Annotated in this window: 15 protein-coding genes and 1 pseudogene; 9 read left to right on the top strand and 7 right to left on the bottom strand. The window is 72.8% G+C overall.

The features are described from left to right. Nucleotides 1–21: 21 nt before the first annotated feature. From ACQP03_RS32035 to ACQP03_RS32020, 4 genes are all read left to right on the top strand, one after another. Nucleotides 22–1,068: a hypothetical protein gene (locus ACQP03_RS32035; protein WP_433459501.1), complete on the top strand. Its 1,047-nt coding sequence runs from the start codon at nucleotides 22–24 to the stop codon at nucleotides 1,066–1,068. Next, nucleotides 1,065–1,466: an AraC family transcriptional regulator gene (locus tag ACQP03_RS32030; RefSeq protein WP_357128791.1), complete on the top strand. Its 402-nt coding sequence runs from the start codon at nucleotides 1,065–1,067 to the stop codon at nucleotides 1,464–1,466. The genes ACQP03_RS32035 and ACQP03_RS32030 overlap by 4 nt, the downstream gene beginning before the upstream one ends. A gap of 35 nt (nucleotides 1,467–1,501) precedes the next feature. Next, entirely contained in the window at nucleotides 1,502–1,921 is a 420-nt protein-coding gene (locus ACQP03_RS32025; RefSeq protein WP_357128794.1) for a VOC family protein, read from the top strand. Between the two features lie 66 nt (nucleotides 1,922–1,987). Beyond that, nucleotides 1,988–2,638 (top strand): histidine phosphatase family protein, encoded by a 651-nt coding sequence (locus ACQP03_RS32020; protein ID WP_363660079.1) that lies wholly within the window; start codon nucleotides 1,988–1,990, stop codon nucleotides 2,636–2,638. A 7-nt stretch (nucleotides 2,639–2,645) separates the two neighbouring features. On the opposite strand, the gene ACQP03_RS32015 is transcribed toward ACQP03_RS32020, so the two are convergent. Continuing rightward, nucleotides 2,646–3,221 (bottom strand): hypothetical protein, encoded by a 576-nt coding sequence (locus ACQP03_RS32015; protein ID WP_357392320.1) that lies wholly within the window; start codon nucleotides 3,219–3,221, stop codon nucleotides 2,646–2,648. Nucleotides 3,222–3,389: 168 nt separating this feature from the next. Here ACQP03_RS32015 and ACQP03_RS32010 point away from each other — a divergent pair, with 168 nt between their 5' ends. From ACQP03_RS32010 to ACQP03_RS32000, 3 genes are all read left to right on the top strand, one after another. Further along, nucleotides 3,390–5,777 (top strand): M4 family metallopeptidase, encoded by a 2,388-nt coding sequence (locus tag ACQP03_RS32010; protein WP_357128803.1) that lies wholly within the window; start codon nucleotides 3,390–3,392, stop codon nucleotides 5,775–5,777. Between the two features lie 88 nt (nucleotides 5,778–5,865). Next, nucleotides 5,866–6,657 carry an enoyl-CoA hydratase/isomerase family protein gene (locus ACQP03_RS32005; protein ID WP_357128806.1) on the top strand — a complete coding sequence of 264 codons (792 nt, stop codon included), beginning with the start codon at nucleotides 5,866–5,868 and terminating at the stop codon, nucleotides 6,655–6,657. Nucleotides 6,658–6,811: 154 nt separating this feature from the next. Next, nucleotides 6,812–8,620 (top strand): protein kinase domain-containing protein, encoded by a 1,809-nt coding sequence (locus ACQP03_RS32000; protein WP_433459496.1) that lies wholly within the window; start codon nucleotides 6,812–6,814, stop codon nucleotides 8,618–8,620. 70 nt (nucleotides 8,621–8,690) lie between these two features. Here ACQP03_RS32000 and ACQP03_RS31995 read toward each other — a convergent pair whose 3' ends face one another. The 4 genes from ACQP03_RS31995 to ACQP03_RS31980 form a co-directional block, all read right to left on the bottom strand. Then, on the bottom strand, nucleotides 8,691–9,134 hold the full coding sequence (locus ACQP03_RS31995) for an HNH endonuclease (RefSeq protein ID WP_357128812.1): 444 nt from the start codon (nucleotides 9,132–9,134) through the stop codon (nucleotides 8,691–8,693). A gap of 215 nt (nucleotides 9,135–9,349) precedes the next feature. Further along, nucleotides 9,350–10,570 (bottom strand): hypothetical protein, encoded by a 1,221-nt coding sequence (locus ACQP03_RS31990; RefSeq protein ID WP_357172497.1) that lies wholly within the window; start codon nucleotides 10,568–10,570, stop codon nucleotides 9,350–9,352. 66 nt (nucleotides 10,571–10,636) lie between these two features. Continuing rightward, nucleotides 10,637–12,190: an FAD-dependent oxidoreductase gene (locus tag ACQP03_RS31985; RefSeq protein ID WP_357128818.1), complete on the bottom strand. Its 1,554-nt coding sequence runs from the start codon at nucleotides 12,188–12,190 to the stop codon at nucleotides 10,637–10,639. Between the two features lie 29 nt (nucleotides 12,191–12,219). Continuing rightward, nucleotides 12,220–12,702, bottom strand: a complete 483-nt coding sequence (locus tag ACQP03_RS31980) for an MSMEG_6728 family protein (RefSeq protein WP_357392325.1) — start codon at nucleotides 12,700–12,702, stop codon at nucleotides 12,220–12,222. Nucleotides 12,703–12,796: 94 nt separating this feature from the next. Between ACQP03_RS31980 and ACQP03_RS31975 the strand changes: the two are divergent. After that, nucleotides 12,797–14,563: pseudogene (locus ACQP03_RS31975) on the top strand (potassium channel family protein); the annotation flags it as partial. 21 nt (nucleotides 14,564–14,584) lie between these two features. Here ACQP03_RS31975 and ACQP03_RS31970 read toward each other — a convergent pair. Beyond that, nucleotides 14,585–15,823 (bottom strand): APC family permease, encoded by a 1,239-nt coding sequence (locus tag ACQP03_RS31970; RefSeq protein ID WP_433459492.1) that lies wholly within the window; start codon nucleotides 15,821–15,823, stop codon nucleotides 14,585–14,587. Between the two features lie 11 nt (nucleotides 15,824–15,834). After that, entirely contained in the window at nucleotides 15,835–16,581 is a 747-nt protein-coding gene (locus ACQP03_RS31965; protein ID WP_433459490.1) for a phosphatase PAP2 family protein, read from the bottom strand. Between the two features lie 102 nt (nucleotides 16,582–16,683). Between ACQP03_RS31965 and ACQP03_RS31960 the strand changes: the two genes are divergently transcribed. After that, a complete protein-coding gene (locus ACQP03_RS31960) occupies nucleotides 16,684–17,895 on the top strand; it encodes a DUF4032 domain-containing protein (protein ID WP_396832453.1) in 1,212 nt (403 codons plus the stop codon). Nucleotides 17,896–17,951: the final 56 nt, after the last annotated feature.

Here is a 17,951-nt window from a genome sequence, read left to right as displayed (position 1 = left end):
ACCCGACCGTCGAGGAGTCGCATGAGCCCGCTCGTCGCGATCGCCGGCAGCGCCCAGGTCAACCGCTCCTACTCGCCGGCCGTACGCGATCCGGAGGCTGCCCCCGCCGCGGCGGCCGAGCTGGGCGCGGAGCTCGCGAGGCAGGGTTGCCGGATCGTCGTGTACTCCAGCGATCCCGACTACCTGGAACGCGATGTCGTACGCGGCTACGTGGGCTCCGGCCGGGCGGCGCCCGGGTCGATCCTGGTCCGTGGCCGGTACCAGCAGGACGTGGACTTCGAGGAGGCCCAGCGGTATCCGGAGTTGTTCGCCGTGGTGCCCGAGTCGACGGACGACTGGGAGGTCAGTTTCTACCGGTCGCTGCTGACGGCCGACGCGCTGCTGCTGGTGGGCGGCGGACGCTCCACGTTCATCGCCGGGCTCATCGGCCTGTCCCGTCGTATCCCGGTCGCTGCGGTCGCGGTGTTCGGCGGTGGCGCGGAGAAGGCGTGGCAGCGGCTCAACAACGAGCGCGGTGTCGCCAGCGAGGAGGAGGTGGCGTTGCTGGCCCGACCCTGGCAGTCGGCGGCGGCCGGCCCGATCGTCACCGCGCTCCGCGCCCAGGTGCGGCGCCGCGCGGAGGAGGAACGCGCTGCGGGCGCCGCTGGTCGGCGTACGGTGGCGGGCCTGGTGACCGCGCTGGTCCTGCTGCTGCTCGCCCTGGCGACGATCCCGTTGGCGTACGCCGCGCCGGCCGGCGGGTGGCAGAACGTGGCGATCCTGGTGGCCGCGCCGATGATCGCGTCGGTGTGGGGCGCGATCGTGCGCAACGCGTACGACGGCAACGGCAACTGGCTGCGGGCCGCGGCGTTGGGGTCGGCGGCCGGTGTCATCGCCTTCCTGCTGTTCGTGGCGGCGCAGCTCTCCACCAACCCGGGCCTGCTCGACGGTGACGCGGCGCGGAGGTTGGTCTTCTTCGTGCTGGCCATCGGGTTCATCGGCGGGTTCACCTCCGAGGTCGTCTACGCCAAGCTGCGCGATCAGGACGTGACGCAGACACCGGTCCTGCCCCCGGGCGGCCCGCGGTGAGTCGGGCCGTGGAGGAGTCCAACCGGGCGATGCTGCGCGCCCGCGACGCGATGGACCGGTCGTACGCGGAACCGCTGGACATCCCGGCGCTGGCCCGGATCGCGTACGTCTCCGAGGCGCACTTCATCCGGACGTTCCGGGCGACCTTCGGCGAGACGCCGCACCGCTACCTGCAACGTCGCCGGGTGGAGCGGGCCATGACGCTGTTGGTGGAGACCGACCGGGACGTGACGGACATCTGCTACGCGGTCGGCTTCGGCAGTCTGGGCACGTTCAGTCGGACGTTCCGGCAGATCGTCGGTGAGTCGCCCTCGGAGTTCCGGCGTCGCCGCGTCGCCGCCGGCAACGTGCCGTCCTGCTTCACGAAGGCCTGGACGCGTCCCAGCAGTTTTGGATAAGCAGCAGGTCAGGGGCATCCTCTACGGTCGTTGGTATGACGATGAACGCGATCAGCCGCTCTCAGATCTACGTCCTCGACCAGGACGAGGCGCTTGACTTTTACGTCAACAAGCTCGGCATGGAGGTCAACACCGACCAGGATCTCGGCTTCATGCGCTGGCTGACGGTGAACCTGCCCGGCGACCCGGAGCGCGAGATCCTGCTGGAGAAGCCGGGCCCGCCGGCGCTGGACCCGGCGACCGCCGAGCAGGTGCGGGAGCTGCTCAGCAAGGGTGCCCTGGGTGGGTACCTCTTCATGACCACCGACGACGCCCACAAGACCCACGACGATCTCGTGGCGAAGGGCGTCGAGATCATCGACGAGCCGACCGAGCGCCCGTACGGGATCGACTTCGGCATCCGGGACCCGTTCGGCAACAAGATCCGTATCGGCCAGATGTTCCCCCGGGCCTAGTCAGAAGATCAAGAAACCGGAGGGCGCGGGCCGGCACCGCGCCTTCCGGTGTGTTGGGGTGTACGCATGCGAACGCGGCTGCTGTACCTGACCCGACACGGCGAGCAGGACCTCACCGGGCACGCCGACACGGGCTCGACCGAGCCGGACACCGGCCTGTCCGAGCGCGGCCGGCGGCAGGCGGCGCTGCTCGGCGAGCGCCTGCGGGGCCGGCCGTTCGCCGCCGTCCACCACGGGCCGCTGCGCCGGGCCGCGCAGACCGCCGAGGTGGTCGCCGCGGCACTGTCCGGGGTTCCGGTGTACGCCACCGAGTTGGCCGGTGACCACCTCCCGCACGACACGGACCCGACCGGCCTGCCGTCGGCGTACGCCGAGTTCCTGGCCGGATTCTCGGCGGCCGAGCGGGCCGACGGGCCGCGCGTGACGGCGGAGGCCGTGCGGCGCTTCACGGGGCCGGCGGAGGTCGACGAGGCGGCGGCCGTGGGGGAGCCGGTACGCGAGCTGGTGGTGACGCACACCTTCCTGATCGCCTGGCTGGTCCGGCACGCCCTCGAGGCACCTGAGCGGCGGTGGCTGGGCTTGAACCACCACAACGCCGGGTTGACCGTCATCCGGTACGGCCCGGCCGGGCCACCGAACCTGATCGCCGTCAACGACGTGGCGCACCTGCCGGCCGAGCTGCGCGGCACCGGTCTTCCCCCGGACTACCTCGTGTGACCCGCCGTCAGGCGGTGACCCGCAGCAGCAACTCGACAAGTGCCCGGGTGGCGGGCGGCGGCGCGGGATCCGCGGGGCAGTCGACGTACCCGGTCTCGACGGTCCCGACGGTGACGCGGTAGCTGAACGCGTCGGCGCAGCTCGACGTGGTGGCCGTGCGACGGGCCTCGGCGCTCAGCCGTGGGTCGGCGGCCAGTCCGTGCAGCTGGCCCAGGTCGGCGGTGCCGAGCTTGCCGGTACGACGGCCGCCGGCCCGGTCGACCACGGTCCACCGCCCGTCCGGCTCGACGGTGATGTTGTCGCCGCGCCCGGCGAAACCACCGGAGCGGAACAGCGCGACCCGAGCCCGGTCGTCCGCTCTCGGGCCGCTCGGGGCGGGGCCGCTCGGGACGGCCCCGCTCGGGGCGGGGCCGCCTGGGACGAGGCCGCTCGGCGCGGGGATGTTCGTGAGGTCCGGGCCTGCGGTCGCGCCGGTCACCGGGGGCAGGTCGGTGGGGTCGGCGGCCCGGTCGGTGCCGGTGCAGCCGGCCAGCAGGGCGGCCAGGAGCGCGATCGTGACGCCGGTCGTGGAGGCGGGTCTCATGTCCGTCGGACGCGCCGATGCCCGCGTTGGTTCCCTTGTCAAGGCCCTCATCCGTTCGGCCAATCTCAATGTCTGGGAGCGGTCCAAGGCTTCTCTTTTCTTCTACACATAGCTATATCTACATGCGTGACTACCCCCGTCACACCCTTTCTCCTTCCAGGAGGGCACGTGAAACGACCCCTCGCGGCCGTCAGCGCAGCGCTGCTCACCAGCGGCCTGTTGACCTGCGTCGCCACCGCGGCGCACGCTGCCGCACCTCCCGCTCCCGCGCCGGACGCCTCCGCCGCGGCCCGAGCGGCGACCGTCCTGCAAACGAACCCCGGCGCGGTCCAGGGTTCCAGCGCCGAGTCCTACCAGGTGCAGAGCACCCGGGTGGACGCCTCCGGCGCGGCGCACACCCGCTACACCCGCACCTACCAGGGACTGCGGGTGTACGGCGGTGACTTCGTCATCCACACCGCGCCGAACGGCACCTACGCCGGCAGTTCGGTCGGACTCGCCGCACCGCTGACCCTCCTCACCACGGCCAAGGTCAGCGCCGACACGGCGAAGAAGACGGCCCGCGCCGGGTTCACCGGCAAGGCCGAGAACGTGGGCGCACCGGAACTGTTCGTCGACGCCAGCTCGGGCGTGGGCCGGCTGGCCTGGGAGACGGTGGTCAGTGGCTGGCAGCCGGACGGGCAGACGCCGTCGCGGCTGCACGTCGTCACCGACGCGACCTCCGGCGCGACCGTCGGATCGTACGACGAGATCGAATCGGTCACCGGCAGCGGCCAGGGCATCTACACCGGCACGGTCAGCATCGACACGACGCTCTCCGGCAGCACGTACCAGATGATCGACCCGGTGCGCGGCAACGGCCGTACCTGCGACATGAACAACGGCACGTCGTCCTGCACCACGTTCACCGACGCCGACAACGCGTGGGGCACCGGCGCCAACTCGAATCGGCAGTCGGCCGGAGTGGACGCGCACTTCGGCGCCGCCAAGACGTTCGACTACTTCAAGAACGTGCACGGCCGTAACGGCATCTTCGGCAACGGCAGTGGTGTGCCGAGCCGGGTCCACTACGGCAACAACTACGTCAACGCCTTCTGGGACGGCGCCCAGATGACCTACGGCGACGGCTCGGGCAACTCCCGCCCGCTGGTCGCGCTGGACGTGGCCGGGCACGAGATGAGCCACGGCGTCACCGAGGCGCTGGCCGGGCTGGTCTACTCCGGCGAGTCCGGTGGCCTGAACGAGTCCACCAGCGACATCTTCGGCAACATGGTGGAGTTCTACGCCGCCGCGCCGAGCGACCCGGGTGACTACCAGGTCGGTGAGAAGATCAACATCAACGGCAACAACACGCCGTTGCGCTACATGTACAACCCGTCGCTGGACGGCGCGTCCGACTCCTGCTGGTCCACCAGCACGAAGAACAAGGACGTGCACTACTCCTCCGGCGTCGGCAACCACTTCTACTTCAACCTCGCCGAGGGCACCGGCTCCACCTCGTACGGCACCTCGCCGGTCTGCGGCTCCGCCCCGGCGGTGACCGGCATCGGCCGTACCAAGGCGGAGAAGATCTGGTACCGGGCGCTGGACGTCTACTTCACCTCCAACACGTCGTACGTCAACACCAGCAACCCGGCGAACACCGCCCGCGCGTACAGCCTGCGGGCGGCCACCGACCTGTACGGCAGCTGCTCGACCGAGTACAAGGCCGTGCAGGCCGCCTGGACGGCGGTCAACGTCGCCGGCAACGACGCCACCTGCTCCACCGGCAACGACTTCTCCGTGTCGCTGTCGCCGACCGCCGGCTCGGTGAACCCGGGCAGCGCGGTCTCCACCACCGTCTCGACCGCCACCACGAGCGGCTCGGCGCAGACCGTGACGTTCTCCGCGTCCGGCCTGCCCAGTGGCGCGAGCGCCGCGTTCAGCCCCGCCTCGGTGACCTCGGGCGGCTCGTCCACCCTCACCATCAGCACCTCGTCCAGCACCTCGCCGGGCACCTACTCGGTCACCGTGAACGGGGCGGGGTCGGTCACCCGCAGCGCCACCTACACGTTGACCGTGAACGGCTCCGGCGGCGGCTGCACCTCGCCCGGCCAGAAGCTGGCCAACCCGGGCTTCGAGTCCGGCTCGACCGGCTGGACGGCCAGCTCCGGGGTGATCACCAGCTCCAGCGGCCAGGCGGCCCACGGTGGGTCGTACAAGGCCTGGCTGGACGGGTACGGCAGCACCCACACCGACACGCTCGCCCAGTCGGTGGCCCTCCCGGCGGGTTGCTCGTCGTACACGCTGAGCTTCTGGCTGCACATCGACTCGGCCGAGACCACCACCAGCACCGCGTACGACAAGCTCAACGTGCAGGTGCTCAACTCGGGCGGGACGGTGCTGGCCACGCTGGCGACCTACTCCAACCTGAACAAGGCCTCCGGCTACAGCCAGAAGTCCTTCTCCCTGGCCGGGTACGCCGGCCAGACCGTCACCCTGAAGTTCACCGGCACCGAGGACTCCTCGCTCCAGACGTCCTTCGTGGTCGACGACACGGCGGTCAACGTCTCCTGACCTGACCGACACCCGGACCCGGCGGCCACCGCAACGGTGGTCGCCGGGTTCGCGTCCGGGCCGTTCTGGCAATCTTGGGTCGGCTCGGATGGCGTGGGAAGAGGGGGTTTGCGTGTCGGACGCGGAGTTGACTGTCGCGGTGGCCGGACCGGTGGCAACCGTCGTGATCCACAACCCGGCTCGCCGGAACGCGATGACGGCGGCCATGTGGCGGCAGCTCCCCGAACTGCTCGACCGGCTGGAACCCGACCCCGAGGTGCGGGCCCTGGTGCTCACCGGCGCGGGCGACGCCTTCTGCGCGGGCGCGGACCTCGGTGACCTGGCCGAGTTGCTGGACGCCGGTGACACCAGTATCGCGGTCGCCGCCGAGGAGCGGCTGGCAAGCTTCGCCAAGCCGACGATCGCGGCGATCCGGGGCGCCTGCGTCGGGGGTGGCGCGCAGCTCGCGGTCGCCTGTGACCTGCGGATCGCCTCGGACGACGCCCGATTCGGCGTACCTCCGGCCCGCCTCGGGCTGGTCTACCCGGCCCCGACGACACGCCGGCTGGCGCGGCTGGTCGGCCCGTCGGCGGCGAAGCACCTGCTCTTCACCGCCGAGTTGATCGACGCCGAGCGGGCCCTGCGGATCGGCCTGGTCGACGAGGTGCTGCCGGGCGACCGCCTCGCCGAGCGGCTGGACGACCTCACCACGACGATCGCCCAACGGTCACCGCTGAGCGTCACCGCCGCCAAGGAGATCGTCGACGACCGCGCCGGGCCGGCCCGGATCGCCTGGTGGCACCGGAAGGTCGCGGACAGCGGCGAGGCCCGCGAGGGCGTGGCGGCCATGGCCGAGCGCCGGGCTCCCCGCTTCGCCTGGCGAGCGCCGACCGAGCGCTGAAGCTCGCGGCCTGATCCACTCGGTTTCCAGGAAGGCGGGGTGTCCCGTGCGCTGGGACACGCCGATGTCATGCAACCCGAGTCGATCTCCCACCCATTGCGAAACCTCGATCCCGGGTGGTGCCGAACGTGAGTCGTACGGCAGTCTGTCGGTCGTGCAGCGTGATCAGTTGCTTGCGGGCCGCTACCGGCTCCTGGAGCGTCTCGGCAGCGGCGGCATGTCGGCGGTCTACCGGGCGTACGACGAGGTGCTCGAACGGGACGTGGCGGTGAAGGTGCTCGTCGCCTCGGACCCCAGCGCCCGTCAGCGGATTCGGGCCGAGGCCAAGGCGGCGGCCCGGTTGTCGCACCCGCACGTCACCAACGTCTACGACTTCGGCGAGTCGCGTCTCGACGGAGTTCAGGTGCCGTTCGTGGTGCTGGAACTGCTCAACGGCGACACCCTCGAAAGCCGGCTGGTCGCCGGGCCGTTGCCACCCCGCGCCGCGCTGCGGGTCTGCGCCGAGGTGGCGTCGGCCATCTCGGCGGCGCACGGCCAGGGGTTGGTGCACCGGGACGTGAAGCCGGGCAACGTGATGCTCACCCCCACCGGCGCGAAGGTGCTCGACTTCGGTATCGCGGCGGCCGCCGGTGATTCCGAGATCGACTTCGACGGCCGGCTGCTCGGTACGCCCGCGTACCTCGCGCCGGAGCGGCTGGCGGCCGGCGAGGTCCTGCCGGCCTCCGACGTGTACGCGCTCGGCCTGCTCCTGCACCGGACGCTCACCGGCCGGCTGCCGTGGGCGGCCGAGACGCAGACCGGGATGCTCCGCGCCCACGTGCACGTCGATCCGGACCCGCTACCCGAGATCGACCGGGTGCCCGCCGAGATCCACCGGCTCTACCACTGGTGTCTCGCCCGCAACCCCGACGACCGTCCCCCGGCAGCCGAGGTGGCCCGCATCCTGCTCACCGTCGTCTCCGGGCTGGCCGGCGGAAACGCCGCCTCCGGGCTGGCCGCCGCCTCCGGGCTGGCCGCCGCCTCCGGGTCGAGCGCCGCTTCCGGGCTGGCCGCCGCTTCCGGATCGGCCGCTGATTCCGGGTCGAGCGCCGCGAACAGGTCGAGCGCCGCGAACAGGTCGAGCGCCGCGAACAGGTCGAGCGCCGCGAACAGGTCGAGCGCCGCGAACAGGTCGAGCGCCGCGGACCGGTCGAGCGCCGCGGACCGGTCGAGCGCCGCGAACAGATCGGCCGCCGCGGACCGGGCGGTCGCCGCTGGCTCGCCCGCTGCCCACCCGGCCAAGGATGGTGACGCCGGGCCGAACGAGGCGCGCAAGGCCGCAGCGGGTGGGGACGCGGAGGCGGCCGATGGCGTGAACCGGACTGCTTCCGAAGCGCCCCGGCGACAGGCCTGGCGTCGCCGACGGGTGGCGCTGGTGGTCGGCGGCGCGGTGATCGCAGCGGTGGCGGTGGCCGGGTCGCTCGGCGACTACGGCGCGCGGCGGCACGACGGAACCACCCCACGAACCGGGATCGGCACGGGTGGCACCACCACGGTCGGCCTGCCGGAGACCGTCGCGCAGCCCGAACCGTCCACTGTGCGTGCGCCCGCCGAACCGTCGGCCGGTCCCACGTCGGCCGCTCCCCGCCCCGGCCCCGCAGTGGGGCCGGGCCGGCCGTCGGCCCCGGGTCAGCCGCCGCCGACGGTCGCGCCGACGGTCACGCCCACGGGCGCGTCTCCGCCCGCCGAATCCCCGGGGCTCCCGGTGCGCGCCCAGGGCGGGACGGTCACCGTCCGCTGTGTCGGGGGATTGGCCGAACTGCTCACGGTCACCCCCGCGTCGGGTTACCAGGTGCCGCCGTACGACGCGGGGCCGGCGAAGCAGGTCACGGTCGAGCTGACCGCACCCGAGCACAGCAGCGAGATCCGGGTGCACTGCGCCGCCGGGCGGCCGAAGGCGAAGGTCACCGAGCGCGCCGCGTGACCGGGGCCGACGGGTGCCGCGCCGGAGGCGTACCCCCGGGCGCGGCCCCCCGTTCCCGCCGGCCGGTCGGTCACCGCCGGGCCAGCGATGCCCAGCCGGGGTTCACCGGCTCGCGGCGTAGCGGCATGCCCGCCTCCGCCGGGGTCCGGTCACCCTTGCGCTGGTTGCAGCCGTAGCAGGCGGCGGTGGTGTTTCGCCACGTGTTCCGGCCACCCCGGGAACGCGGCAGGATGTGGTCGATGGTCGACGCCGGGCCATCGCAGTACGCGCAGCAGTGGTCGTCGCGGCGCAGCACCCCGGCCCGGGACCAGGCCGGCCCGGAGTTGAACCGCCACCGGGTGACCACGTAACGGACCAGCCGCACCACCCGGGGCAGCGGGAAGACGCCGATCAGCCGATCGGGCTCCGCCTCGTGGATCTCGGCCACCCGTCGGCAGAGCATCCGGACGGCGTGCTGGACGGTGACCCGGTGCAACGGGCCGAGGTCGGCGTTGACGACGAGGACGGCATCCACCGGGACTCCTTTCTACAGTGGCGGCGGACAGCGAAGAGCCGCCCGGTCCGGCGTTCGGACGGGCGGCTCGGCACGTACGGGTACGCGTCAGTCGGGCCGGCCCGCCCGGGGGTGTTCCGCCGGCCAACCGCCGCAGGACAGCAGTGACGACAGCACGGTGGTGGCGTGCGACCTCGTCATGACCTGCTCCCACTGTGGTGGCTGACCTTGCGCGATCACGGTAGGTCCGCACGGGAGAGGGGGGCAACGTATTTCGATCGGCCACCCGGCTCCTCGGGAGCGCGCTGGCGCCGGGTGCGAGGAGCGCTCCCCGCCGTGCGGCGGGCGTTCGTCAGCGGTTTGTCCAGCCGCAGTGCCATCCGCGCGGTGAGTTCGCTGTCCAGCAGCGGCCGGTTGACCTCGCCGGCGACCGCCAGCGCGGGTCCCGAGACGGAGCGCCAGATGGCGGCCAGCCCGGCGCCCAGACCGAGCAGGGCCACGGCGGCCCGGGTGGTCGGCGAGCCGGCCGCCGCTGCCGCGCTCACGCCGACCAGCGCGAAGAGCACCACCAGCAGCGGCACCAGCACCGGCCAGAAGATGCCCCGGGCGGCCTGGGCGACCAGCCGGCGGTCCCGGATGATCAGGTTCCGGGCGACCACCGCGTAGTCCTCCTCGTCGAGCAGGTCACGCGGGTGCAGGCCGCCGGTGAGCACGCCGCGCCACAGGTCGCCCTGGTTGCGCAGTTCGCGGCTCAGTTCGGCGGGCTCCGGTTCGGTCGGGTCACCCCGGCCGGCCCGTTCCACGGCCACCGCCCAGGCGGCCAGCGAGCGGCGCACCACCGCGGCCGAGTACGGCGGCAGCACGCTGGCCAACTCGTCCAACCACCGGCTGATCTGGACTTGTCGGCCGTCGAAGCGGCGCAGGAGTTGGGCGGCGTCGCCGGGCCGGACCGTGTCGGCCAGGGACCGGCCCAGCCGGTAGGCCAGTCCGACCCGGAGGTTGGTGGCCATCGCCCAGCGCAGCACGTCCACGTTGAGGTCGTCCAGGGCGAGCAGCAGCGGCTCGGTGTCGACCAGGTCCGGCCGCTCCAGATCGGGTAGGCGGTCCAGGTCGGGCAGCCGCGTGCGGGCGGCGGACGTGTCGGGCAGCGACCCGGTGTGCCGGGTGAGCGCCGAGATCTGGGCCAGCGCGACGTCGACGCCGTCGAGGTACATCCGCATCCGGCGGGGGAGTGACATCTCGGTCAGGTTGGAGAGCTTGGCCGGTGGGTGGATCGGCGTGGTCGGCCCCGGTTCGGCGTGTTGCCCGTGGTGGTAGGCGTCCGCCATCCACCAGCCCAGCCGCAGGGCGGTGACGACACAGGCGCGCTCGTCACGGATGAGTGGGTACGCATCGTCGCGGACGGCCTCCTCGGCCGGCCGGCCGTCCGCTGCGCCGGCGCGGTGCAGTGGTGACATCGCCGCTGCCCTCCCGCCCGGTCGATCGACGGATGATCAATCGAGCGTACGGCAGCGTACCGTCGCTTATGTCGCTTTTGATCGTTTTGGGGCTGCTCGCCCGGCCAGCAGGCCGCGCGGGCGGACCGAGCGCACCGGCTCGGTCGCGGCACCCTGTGCCCGCAGGATGTGGTTCGCCGCGATGATCCCGGTGGCCGCCGAACGTTCCATCAGCGCGCTCGGAAAGTTCGTCGCGATCCCGTCGCCGGCCAGGTAGACACCCGCGGCCTCGGTGCGGACCCCCGGACGCCAGGCGTGGCTGCCCGGCGTGAACGCCGGGGCCTGCGCCTCCACCCGGGCGCGCAGTTCCCGGACCCGCAGGTCAGCGGCCTCCGGCCAGAGCGTCACCAGCTCGCGGCGCATCCGTTCGGCCAACTCGTCGGCCGGCACGCCGGGCGCACAGGCGTACGCGTGCAGCTCCACGACCGAACCGCCGGTGCGGTGCGCCCAGCGCCGCGACTCGTTCTCCAACCGGTGGTACAGCGTCACCGAGTCCAGAGTGGGCTGCCGGGACACCCCGCTGAACACCGCCCGGTCGGCGGCGACGTCGCCGTCGCACCAGTACCGCGCCACCGCGTACGGCGGGCCGGGCCGGCCGAAGCGGGGCATCCGTGCCGCCAACTCCGGTGCCCGCGCGACCAGGTCGGGGGAGGCCGCCACCAGCGCGGCGAGCGCGGGCGGATCGACGGCCAGCACCACGTGCTCCGCCCGGTGGTCGCCGCCGTCGGTGGTCGTCACCCGCCAGCCGGCACCGTCACGGTGCACCCCCGTCGCGCCGGAGCGGGTGAGCACCCGACCGCCGTGCTTCTCCACGTGCCGGGTCAGCGGCTGCCAGATCGCCGTCGCATAGTCCTCGTCCGGGCAGTCGAAGGCCAGCCCCTCCGGATTGCCCAGCAGGTAGAAGTGGAACTGGGCGACCATCTCGGCCGCCGACATCTCCGCCTCGTGGTTGAAGAACGAGTGGGAGAAGACCTCGAACAGCATCGCCCGCGCCCGGTCCGGCAGCCGCAGCGACGCCAGCAACTCGTCGGCCGTGGTGTCGTCCAGTTCGGCGTAGGTGCGGACCGGATCGTAGGTGAGCAGCGGCAACGCCGCGTCCCGGTCCATCGACCGCAGGTCCGCCAGGCGCAGGCTGGGACTGCGCAGCAGCAGCGCGAGCAGGTTCGCCGGAGGCGCGGGGGGCAGCCGGCCGAACTCCTCGGTCGGCCACTGCGCGCTCAGGATCGGATAGCCCGGGATCGGTTTGAGAAAGCCCAGGCCGGGCTCGACGCGCCGGAGGATGGACCGCCAGTTGTAGTACTGCCGGAAAAACGCGTGGAAGCCGTGCTCGTTCTGCTGCTCCCCGTCGGGCAGGGCCTCCGGCCAGGCGCCCAGCCGTCCACCGATGGTCGGCGCGGCCTCCAGCACGGTCACGTCCACGCCGCGTTCGGCGAGCACCACGGCCGCCGACATGCCGGCGATGCCCGCGCCGACCACGACCGCCGCGACCGGTCGCGGCACGCGGGCGGCGCCACCGCCGCCGGGGTCCACCTCATGCTGGCGTACGCCGATGAGCCGACCCACCACACGCGACAGCGCCATGGGCACCTCCCTCGTCTGCCGCCAGTCTCCTATGCCAGGCAGCGCCGCGCCCGGTCGGACGCGGGCCAGACGTACTCCAGGTCGTCGGGCGTGTCGGTGCCGAAGATCGGGGCGTAGTGCGTCGGGTCCTTGCGCAGCAGCGAGGAGCGGTGGCTCAGGTGCAGGTCGTCACGGCCGAGCCAGGGTGGCAGGTCACCGGCGCGGGCCAGCTCGTCCTGGGTGCGTACGACACCCGCCCCGCAGGCGGCGGCGAGGTCGACGGTCAGCGTGGAGGCGCAGGTGTCCGCCCGGCCCGGCTCGGTCCACACGGCGCACATGTCCAGCCCGTACCGGGTCAGCGCCTCCTCGTACCCGGCCCACATCTTCACGGCCGGGTGGTTGCGCCACCCGTACCCCGGCCAGGTGAGCCCGCGCAACACCTGGATGGCCTCCACCCGCTGCTTGCCCAGCCGCTTCTGGTCCAGCGCGCGGGCGCTGGCCAGAAAGTCCGGGTACGGGAGGAAGGTCTGCATGGCAGGTGCTCTACCCACGGCCCGGGTCGGCATGCCTGCCCGGGACGATCCGGGTGGGGTCGCCCAGGGTGATCGTGCTGGTTACGATCCGGGCATGGCGGAGCCGTGGCGGGACCGGGCGCGACGGGCGGTCGAGTGGAACTGGCGGCTCCGCTCCGCCGGTGACCCGCGTCCGCACTACGTGATCTGTGGCCGGGACGCCCTGGCCTACTACGTGGCCCGCGCGCTGCTCGAATCCGACCTGCCCGTGGGCGGCGCACGGGTCACCGTCGTGGTGCCGGAGCGCTACCGCAGCACCGGTCCCGACGTGGCGAGCCTGCGCGGCGTCCGCGTGATCCGCTCGGAACGCCTGGACGTGGCGACCTTCGAGGCCGCCGGCCTGGCCGGTGCGACCGGGTTGGCCCTGCTGCACCAGGACGACGTGGGCAACCTGCACGCCGCGCTCTGTGCCCAGGCCGTCGACCAGCGCGTCCGGCAGGTGCTGCGGATGTTCAACGGCACCCTGGCCGACGGCGTCCGCAAGCTGATCAGGGCGCCCGTCGAGGTGCTCTCCGACGCCGAGATGGCCGCCCCGGCGTTCGTGGCCGCCGCGCTCGGCGAGGTCGATCCCAGCTCCTTCCAACACCGGGACAAGACGTTGCGGGTGGCGCGGCGTGCCGACGTCCGGACGCAGGACGTGGTGTGCGCGCTGGCCCGCCCCGACGGGCGGCAGGGGATGGAGTTGCTGCCGGCCGAGCAGGCCGGCGCGGACCTGGTGCTCGCCGAGGCGACCGGTCTGCCGCCGGGCACCGAGGTCGCCGCGCGCCGGTTGGTCCGGGCCCGGCGGCGACGCCGGCCGGTCACGATGCTGGTGCGGGCCGTACGCGGCTTCGCCACCCGCAAGATCGGCATCGCGGTGATGCTGGTGCTCGCCGTGATCGCGGTGCTGGGCGCGCTGATCTCCCGCACCGAGGGCGTTTCTCCGCTGGAGGCGCTGTACCTGACGCTGGTCACCACCCTCAGCGGCGCCGATCCGGACACCGGCAAGGCCGCCGATGCGCAGATCATGCAGGTGGTGCTCAACCTGGCCGGGCTCGCGCTGATCCCGTTGATCACCGCCGTCGTCGTGGACGGCATCGTCAACGCCCGTCTCGCCCTGCACACCGGTCTGCTGCAACCGGCCCGCGCCGGGCACGTCGTGGTGATCGGCCTCGGTAACGTCGGCACGCGGGTGATGGCCCAACTGCGCGAGTACGACGTCGAGGTCGTGGCGATCGACAAGGACCCGGCGCCACGTGGCGCGGCCCTGGCCCGCCAGTTGGAGGTGCCACTGGTCGTCGGCGACGCCGCGCTGCCCGAGACCCTGGCCGCCGCATCGGTGGCGGACTGTCAGGCGCTGGTGGTGGCGTCCACCGACGACGTCGCCAACCTGGAGGCGGCGCTGGCCGCCCGCGACCTCCGCGACGACCTGCGGGTGGTGCTGCGGCTCTTCGACGGTGACTTCGCCGAGCGGGTAGAGGAGACCTTCGCGCTCGGGGTGTCCCGATCGGTCTCCTACCTGGCCGCCCCGGCCTTCATCGGCGCGCTCACCGAACGCGCGGTCATCACCACCATTCCGGTCGACCGGCACGCGCTCCCGGTCGCCGAGGTGCCGGTCGCCGCCGGCTCCGAGCTGGACGGCCGGCCGCTGGACACCGTCAACCGGGACGGGCAGGTCCGGCTGATCGCCCGGACCCCGGCCGGCGCGGCGAAGACCATCTGGTGGAAGGACCTCGACCCCCGCCAGGTGATCTTCGCGGGCGACCGGCTCACCGTGGTCGCCCGCCGACGTGGCCTGGACTGGCTGACCCGGCAGTGCGCCCCGCCCGCGACGACCAGCCCGGTGCCGCGCGCGACGGACCTCTCAGCGATCCCGCTGCCGCAGGCCGTGCCACACCGCCCCGGCGGCGAGTACGCCGACGCCGGCGAGGACGCTGCCCAGCGGCAGGTTGAGCGCGAGCAGCAGGCAGCCGACCAGCCCGAGCCCGGCGAGCACCTGCACCGGTAGCCGTCGCCCCCGGTCCCGGCCCAACGTGAGCGCCGCCGCGTTGGTGATCGCGTAGTAGACCAGCACCGTGCAGCTGGAGAAGCCGATCGCCTGCCGTACGTCGCCGAGCAGCACCACCACGATCACCACGGCGGCCACCGCCACCTCGGCGCGGTGCGGTACCCGGCGCACGGGGTGCACGGCGGCCAGCGCGCCGGGCAGGTCGTGGCGGCGGGCCATCGCGAGCGTGGTCCGGCCCACCCCGGCGACCAGGGAGAGCAGCACCCCGACGACGGCGATGGTCGCCCCGGCCCGGACCACCCAGGCCAGGTCGGGCAGCCCGGCGGCGGTCACCACGTCGACCAGGGGCGCGGCGGACCCGGCCAGCCGGTCGGCGCCCAGCACGCCGAGCGTGATCACGGCCAGGACCAGGTAGACCGCCAGCACCGCCCCCAGCGCCAGTGGCACCGCCCGGGGGATGGTCCGCTCCGGGTCGCGCACCTCCTCGCCGAGCGTGGCGATCCGCGCATACCCGGCGAAGGCGAAGAACAGCAGCCCGGCGGCGGTGAGCACACCGCGCGCGGAGCCGCCGGTATCGGTCAGCCGGTCCAGGTGCACCGGCCCGCCCACCAGGCCGACGGCCGCGACGAGGGCCAGCACGGCGAGCACCAGCGCCACGAGCGCCTTCGTGGCGGTGGCCGTCTTACCGATGCCGCGCAGGTTCACGGCGGTCACCGCGACGACCGCGCCGACGGCGACCAGCCGGGTCTGCCCCGGCCAGAGGTACGCCCCGATGGTCAGCGCCATCGCCGCGCAGCTCGCCGTCTTGCCGACCACGAACCCCCAACCCGCCACGAATCCCGCCAGCGGGCCGAGGCGTTCCCGGCCGTAGACGTAGGTGCCGCCGGACTCCGGGTAACGGGCCGCCAGCCGCGCGGAGCTGGTCGCGTTGCAGAAGGCGACGAAACCGGCGAGCAGCAGCGCGGGCAGCAGGCCGGCGCCGCCGGCCGCCGCCGCGGCCGGGGCGAAGACCACAAAGACGCCCGCGCCGAGCATCGAGCCCAACCCGATGACAACCGCATCGGGTACGCCCAGCCGCCGCGCCAGTCGATCCACGAGCCGAAACCCTAGGGGTACGACGTGAGCGGGCGGTCCCACTCACGTAACCGGCCGGGGAGCGGCAGATCGTCCCACGGCACCCGGTGCAGCAGCCGGTCCAGGAAGAGGCCGAGCAGCAGTGCCGCGACGCCGTCGGTGAGCCAGTGGAAGTTCAGGTATGTCGTGGTGACCAGCAGGATCGCCGGGGGTGCGAAACGGATCAGGCGGTACCCGCTCGGGTGCAGTCGCCCGGCCGTCAGCGCGGTCAGCAGCACGGCGATCACCCCGTACCAGACGATCGCGTTGGCGACGTGCCCCGACGGATAGGAGAGGTCGTACTCGGTGGGCGGCAGGTCGTTGAAGATCCGGACGGACTCACCCGGCGGCAGATCCGAGCTGGGCGCTGCCCGATCGGTCAGGATCTTGAGCGGGCCGACCGTCAGGTACAGCAGCACGAACGCCGCCGCCAGCAGCAGCAGTGGCCGAACCGTGCGGGAACGCCACGCGACCGCCAGCCCGAGCGCCCCGGCGATCGGCATCAGCAGCCAGCCGCCCTGCCCGAGGAAGTTCAACACCCGCGCCGTCCAGTAGATCGGCGCCGGGTGATGGGCGTAGGCCCATTCGCGGACCGCGAGGTCCAGCCCGAGCAGCGCCCCGTTGGCCAGCGCCAGGGTCACCGCCCCGAAACCGGCCAGCAGCAGGGCGTCGAACCACCAGCCGGCCGGGCGGACGGGCCGAAGCCGCAGGTCACGTCGTACACCCGTGGGTTTGAGCACGCGACCACGCTACCGGCCCGGCGCGAGACCGGGAGGTGCGGCGCTGTGGGCCCAACCACGATGTGCGGCGGAGGCGGGGGGTTACCCGTCATGCTTGTCCCCGTGCGGATCACGTCTGCCCTCGTCGACCCGGCGCTGCTCGACCTGCCCTGGTCGACACCGCTGGAAGAGTGGCCTGCCCAGCACCTGGTGGCCCTGCCGCAGGGCATCTCCCGGCACATCGTCCGGTTCGTCCGGTTGGGCGACTACGTGTACGCCTTCAAGGAGACCCGCGAGCGGATCGCCGAGCGGGAGTACGACCTGCTGCGCGCGTTGGAGCGGATCGACTTTCCCTCGGTCGAGGCGGTGGCGGTCGTCGCCGACCGGCAGGCCGACGACGGGGAGCCCCTCGAATCGGTGCTGATCACCCGGCACCTCCAGTTCTCCCTGCCGTACCGGGCGCTCTTCTCGCACACCCTTCGGCCGGAGACGATGAGCCGGCTGCTCGACGCGCTCGCGGCGCTGATCGTGCGGATGCACCTGACCGGCTTCTTCTGGGGAGACTGCTCGCTGTCGAACACGCTGTTCCGCCGGGACGCGGGGGCCTTCGCCGCCTACCTGGTCGACGCGGAGACGGGTGCGCTGCACAATTCGCTCTCCAACGGGCAGCGCGGCGAGGACCTGGAGATCGCCCGGGTGAACATCTTCGGCGAGGCGTTGGACCTGCAGGCCGCCGGCCTGCTGCACGAGTCCATCGACCCGGAGCTGGTCTGTGAGGAGGTCGTGCAGCGGTACGAGCGGCTGTGGCACGAGATCACCTACGAGCAGGCGATCGAGCGACAGGCGCGGCACGACATCGAGGGCCGGATCCGTCGCCTCAACGACCTGGGGTTCGACGTGGCCGAGGTGGCCATGTCGAGCGCTGCGGACGGGCGTTACCTGGTCCGGCCGAAGGTCGTCGACGCCGGCTACCACACGCGGCGGCTGCTGCGGCTCACCGGTCTGGACGCCGAGGAGAACCAGGCCCGCAAGCTGCTCAACGACCTGGACGCCTACCGCGCGGAGAGCGATCTGACCGACGAGCAGCAGGCGGCGCACCGCTGGCTCACCGAGGTCTTCGAGCCGGTGGTCCGGGCCGTGCCCGCGCACCTGCGGCGCAAGCTTGAGCCGCAGGAGCTGTTCGCGCAGATCATCGAGCACAAGTGGCTGCTCTCCGAGCAGGCCGGCCGGGACGTGGGGATGCGACACGCGGTCCAGTCGTACCTGGCCGACGTGCTGGTGCATCGCCCCGACGAACAGGCCATCCTCGGCGTCGACGTCCCCAGCCTGAGCTGATCGCCAGCGCGCGCGTCCATCGGGGCTGACGTCACGGCCGATGGGCTGACGTCACG

Origin of the sequence: Micromonospora sp. CA-248212, assembly GCF_050948405.1 — a bacterium.
Lineage (GTDB): Bacteria > Actinomycetota > Actinomycetes > Mycobacteriales > Micromonosporaceae > Micromonospora.
This window is presented reverse-complemented; position numbering and strand designations above follow the sequence as displayed.

Excerpts from the sequence above, each read along its gene's own strand:
- ACQP03_RS31980 (WP_357392325.1), bottom strand. The coding sequence starts at position 12,702 with ATGCAGACCTTCCTCCCGTACCCGGACTTTCTGGCCAGCGCCCGCGCG.
- ACQP03_RS31990 (WP_357172497.1), bottom strand. The coding sequence starts at position 10,570 with ATGTCACCACTGCACCGCGCCGGCGCAGCGGACGGCCGGCCGGCCGAG.
- ACQP03_RS32015 (WP_357392320.1), bottom strand. The coding sequence starts at position 3,221 with ATGAGACCCGCCTCCACGACCGGCGTCACGATCGCGCTCCTGGCCGCC.
- ACQP03_RS32005 (WP_357128806.1), top strand. The coding sequence starts at position 5,866 with ATGGCGTGGGAAGAGGGGGTTTGCGTGTCGGACGCGGAGTTGACTGTC.
- ACQP03_RS32025 (WP_357128794.1), top strand. The coding sequence starts at position 1,502 with ATGACGATGAACGCGATCAGCCGCTCTCAGATCTACGTCCTCGACCAG.
- ACQP03_RS32035 (WP_433459501.1), top strand. The coding sequence starts at position 22 with ATGAGCCCGCTCGTCGCGATCGCCGGCAGCGCCCAGGTCAACCGCTCC.
- ACQP03_RS32020 (WP_363660079.1), top strand. The coding sequence starts at position 1,988 with ATGCGAACGCGGCTGCTGTACCTGACCCGACACGGCGAGCAGGACCTC.
- ACQP03_RS31985 (WP_357128818.1), bottom strand. The coding sequence starts at position 12,190 with ATGGCGCTGTCGCGTGTGGTGGGTCGGCTCATCGGCGTACGCCAGCAT.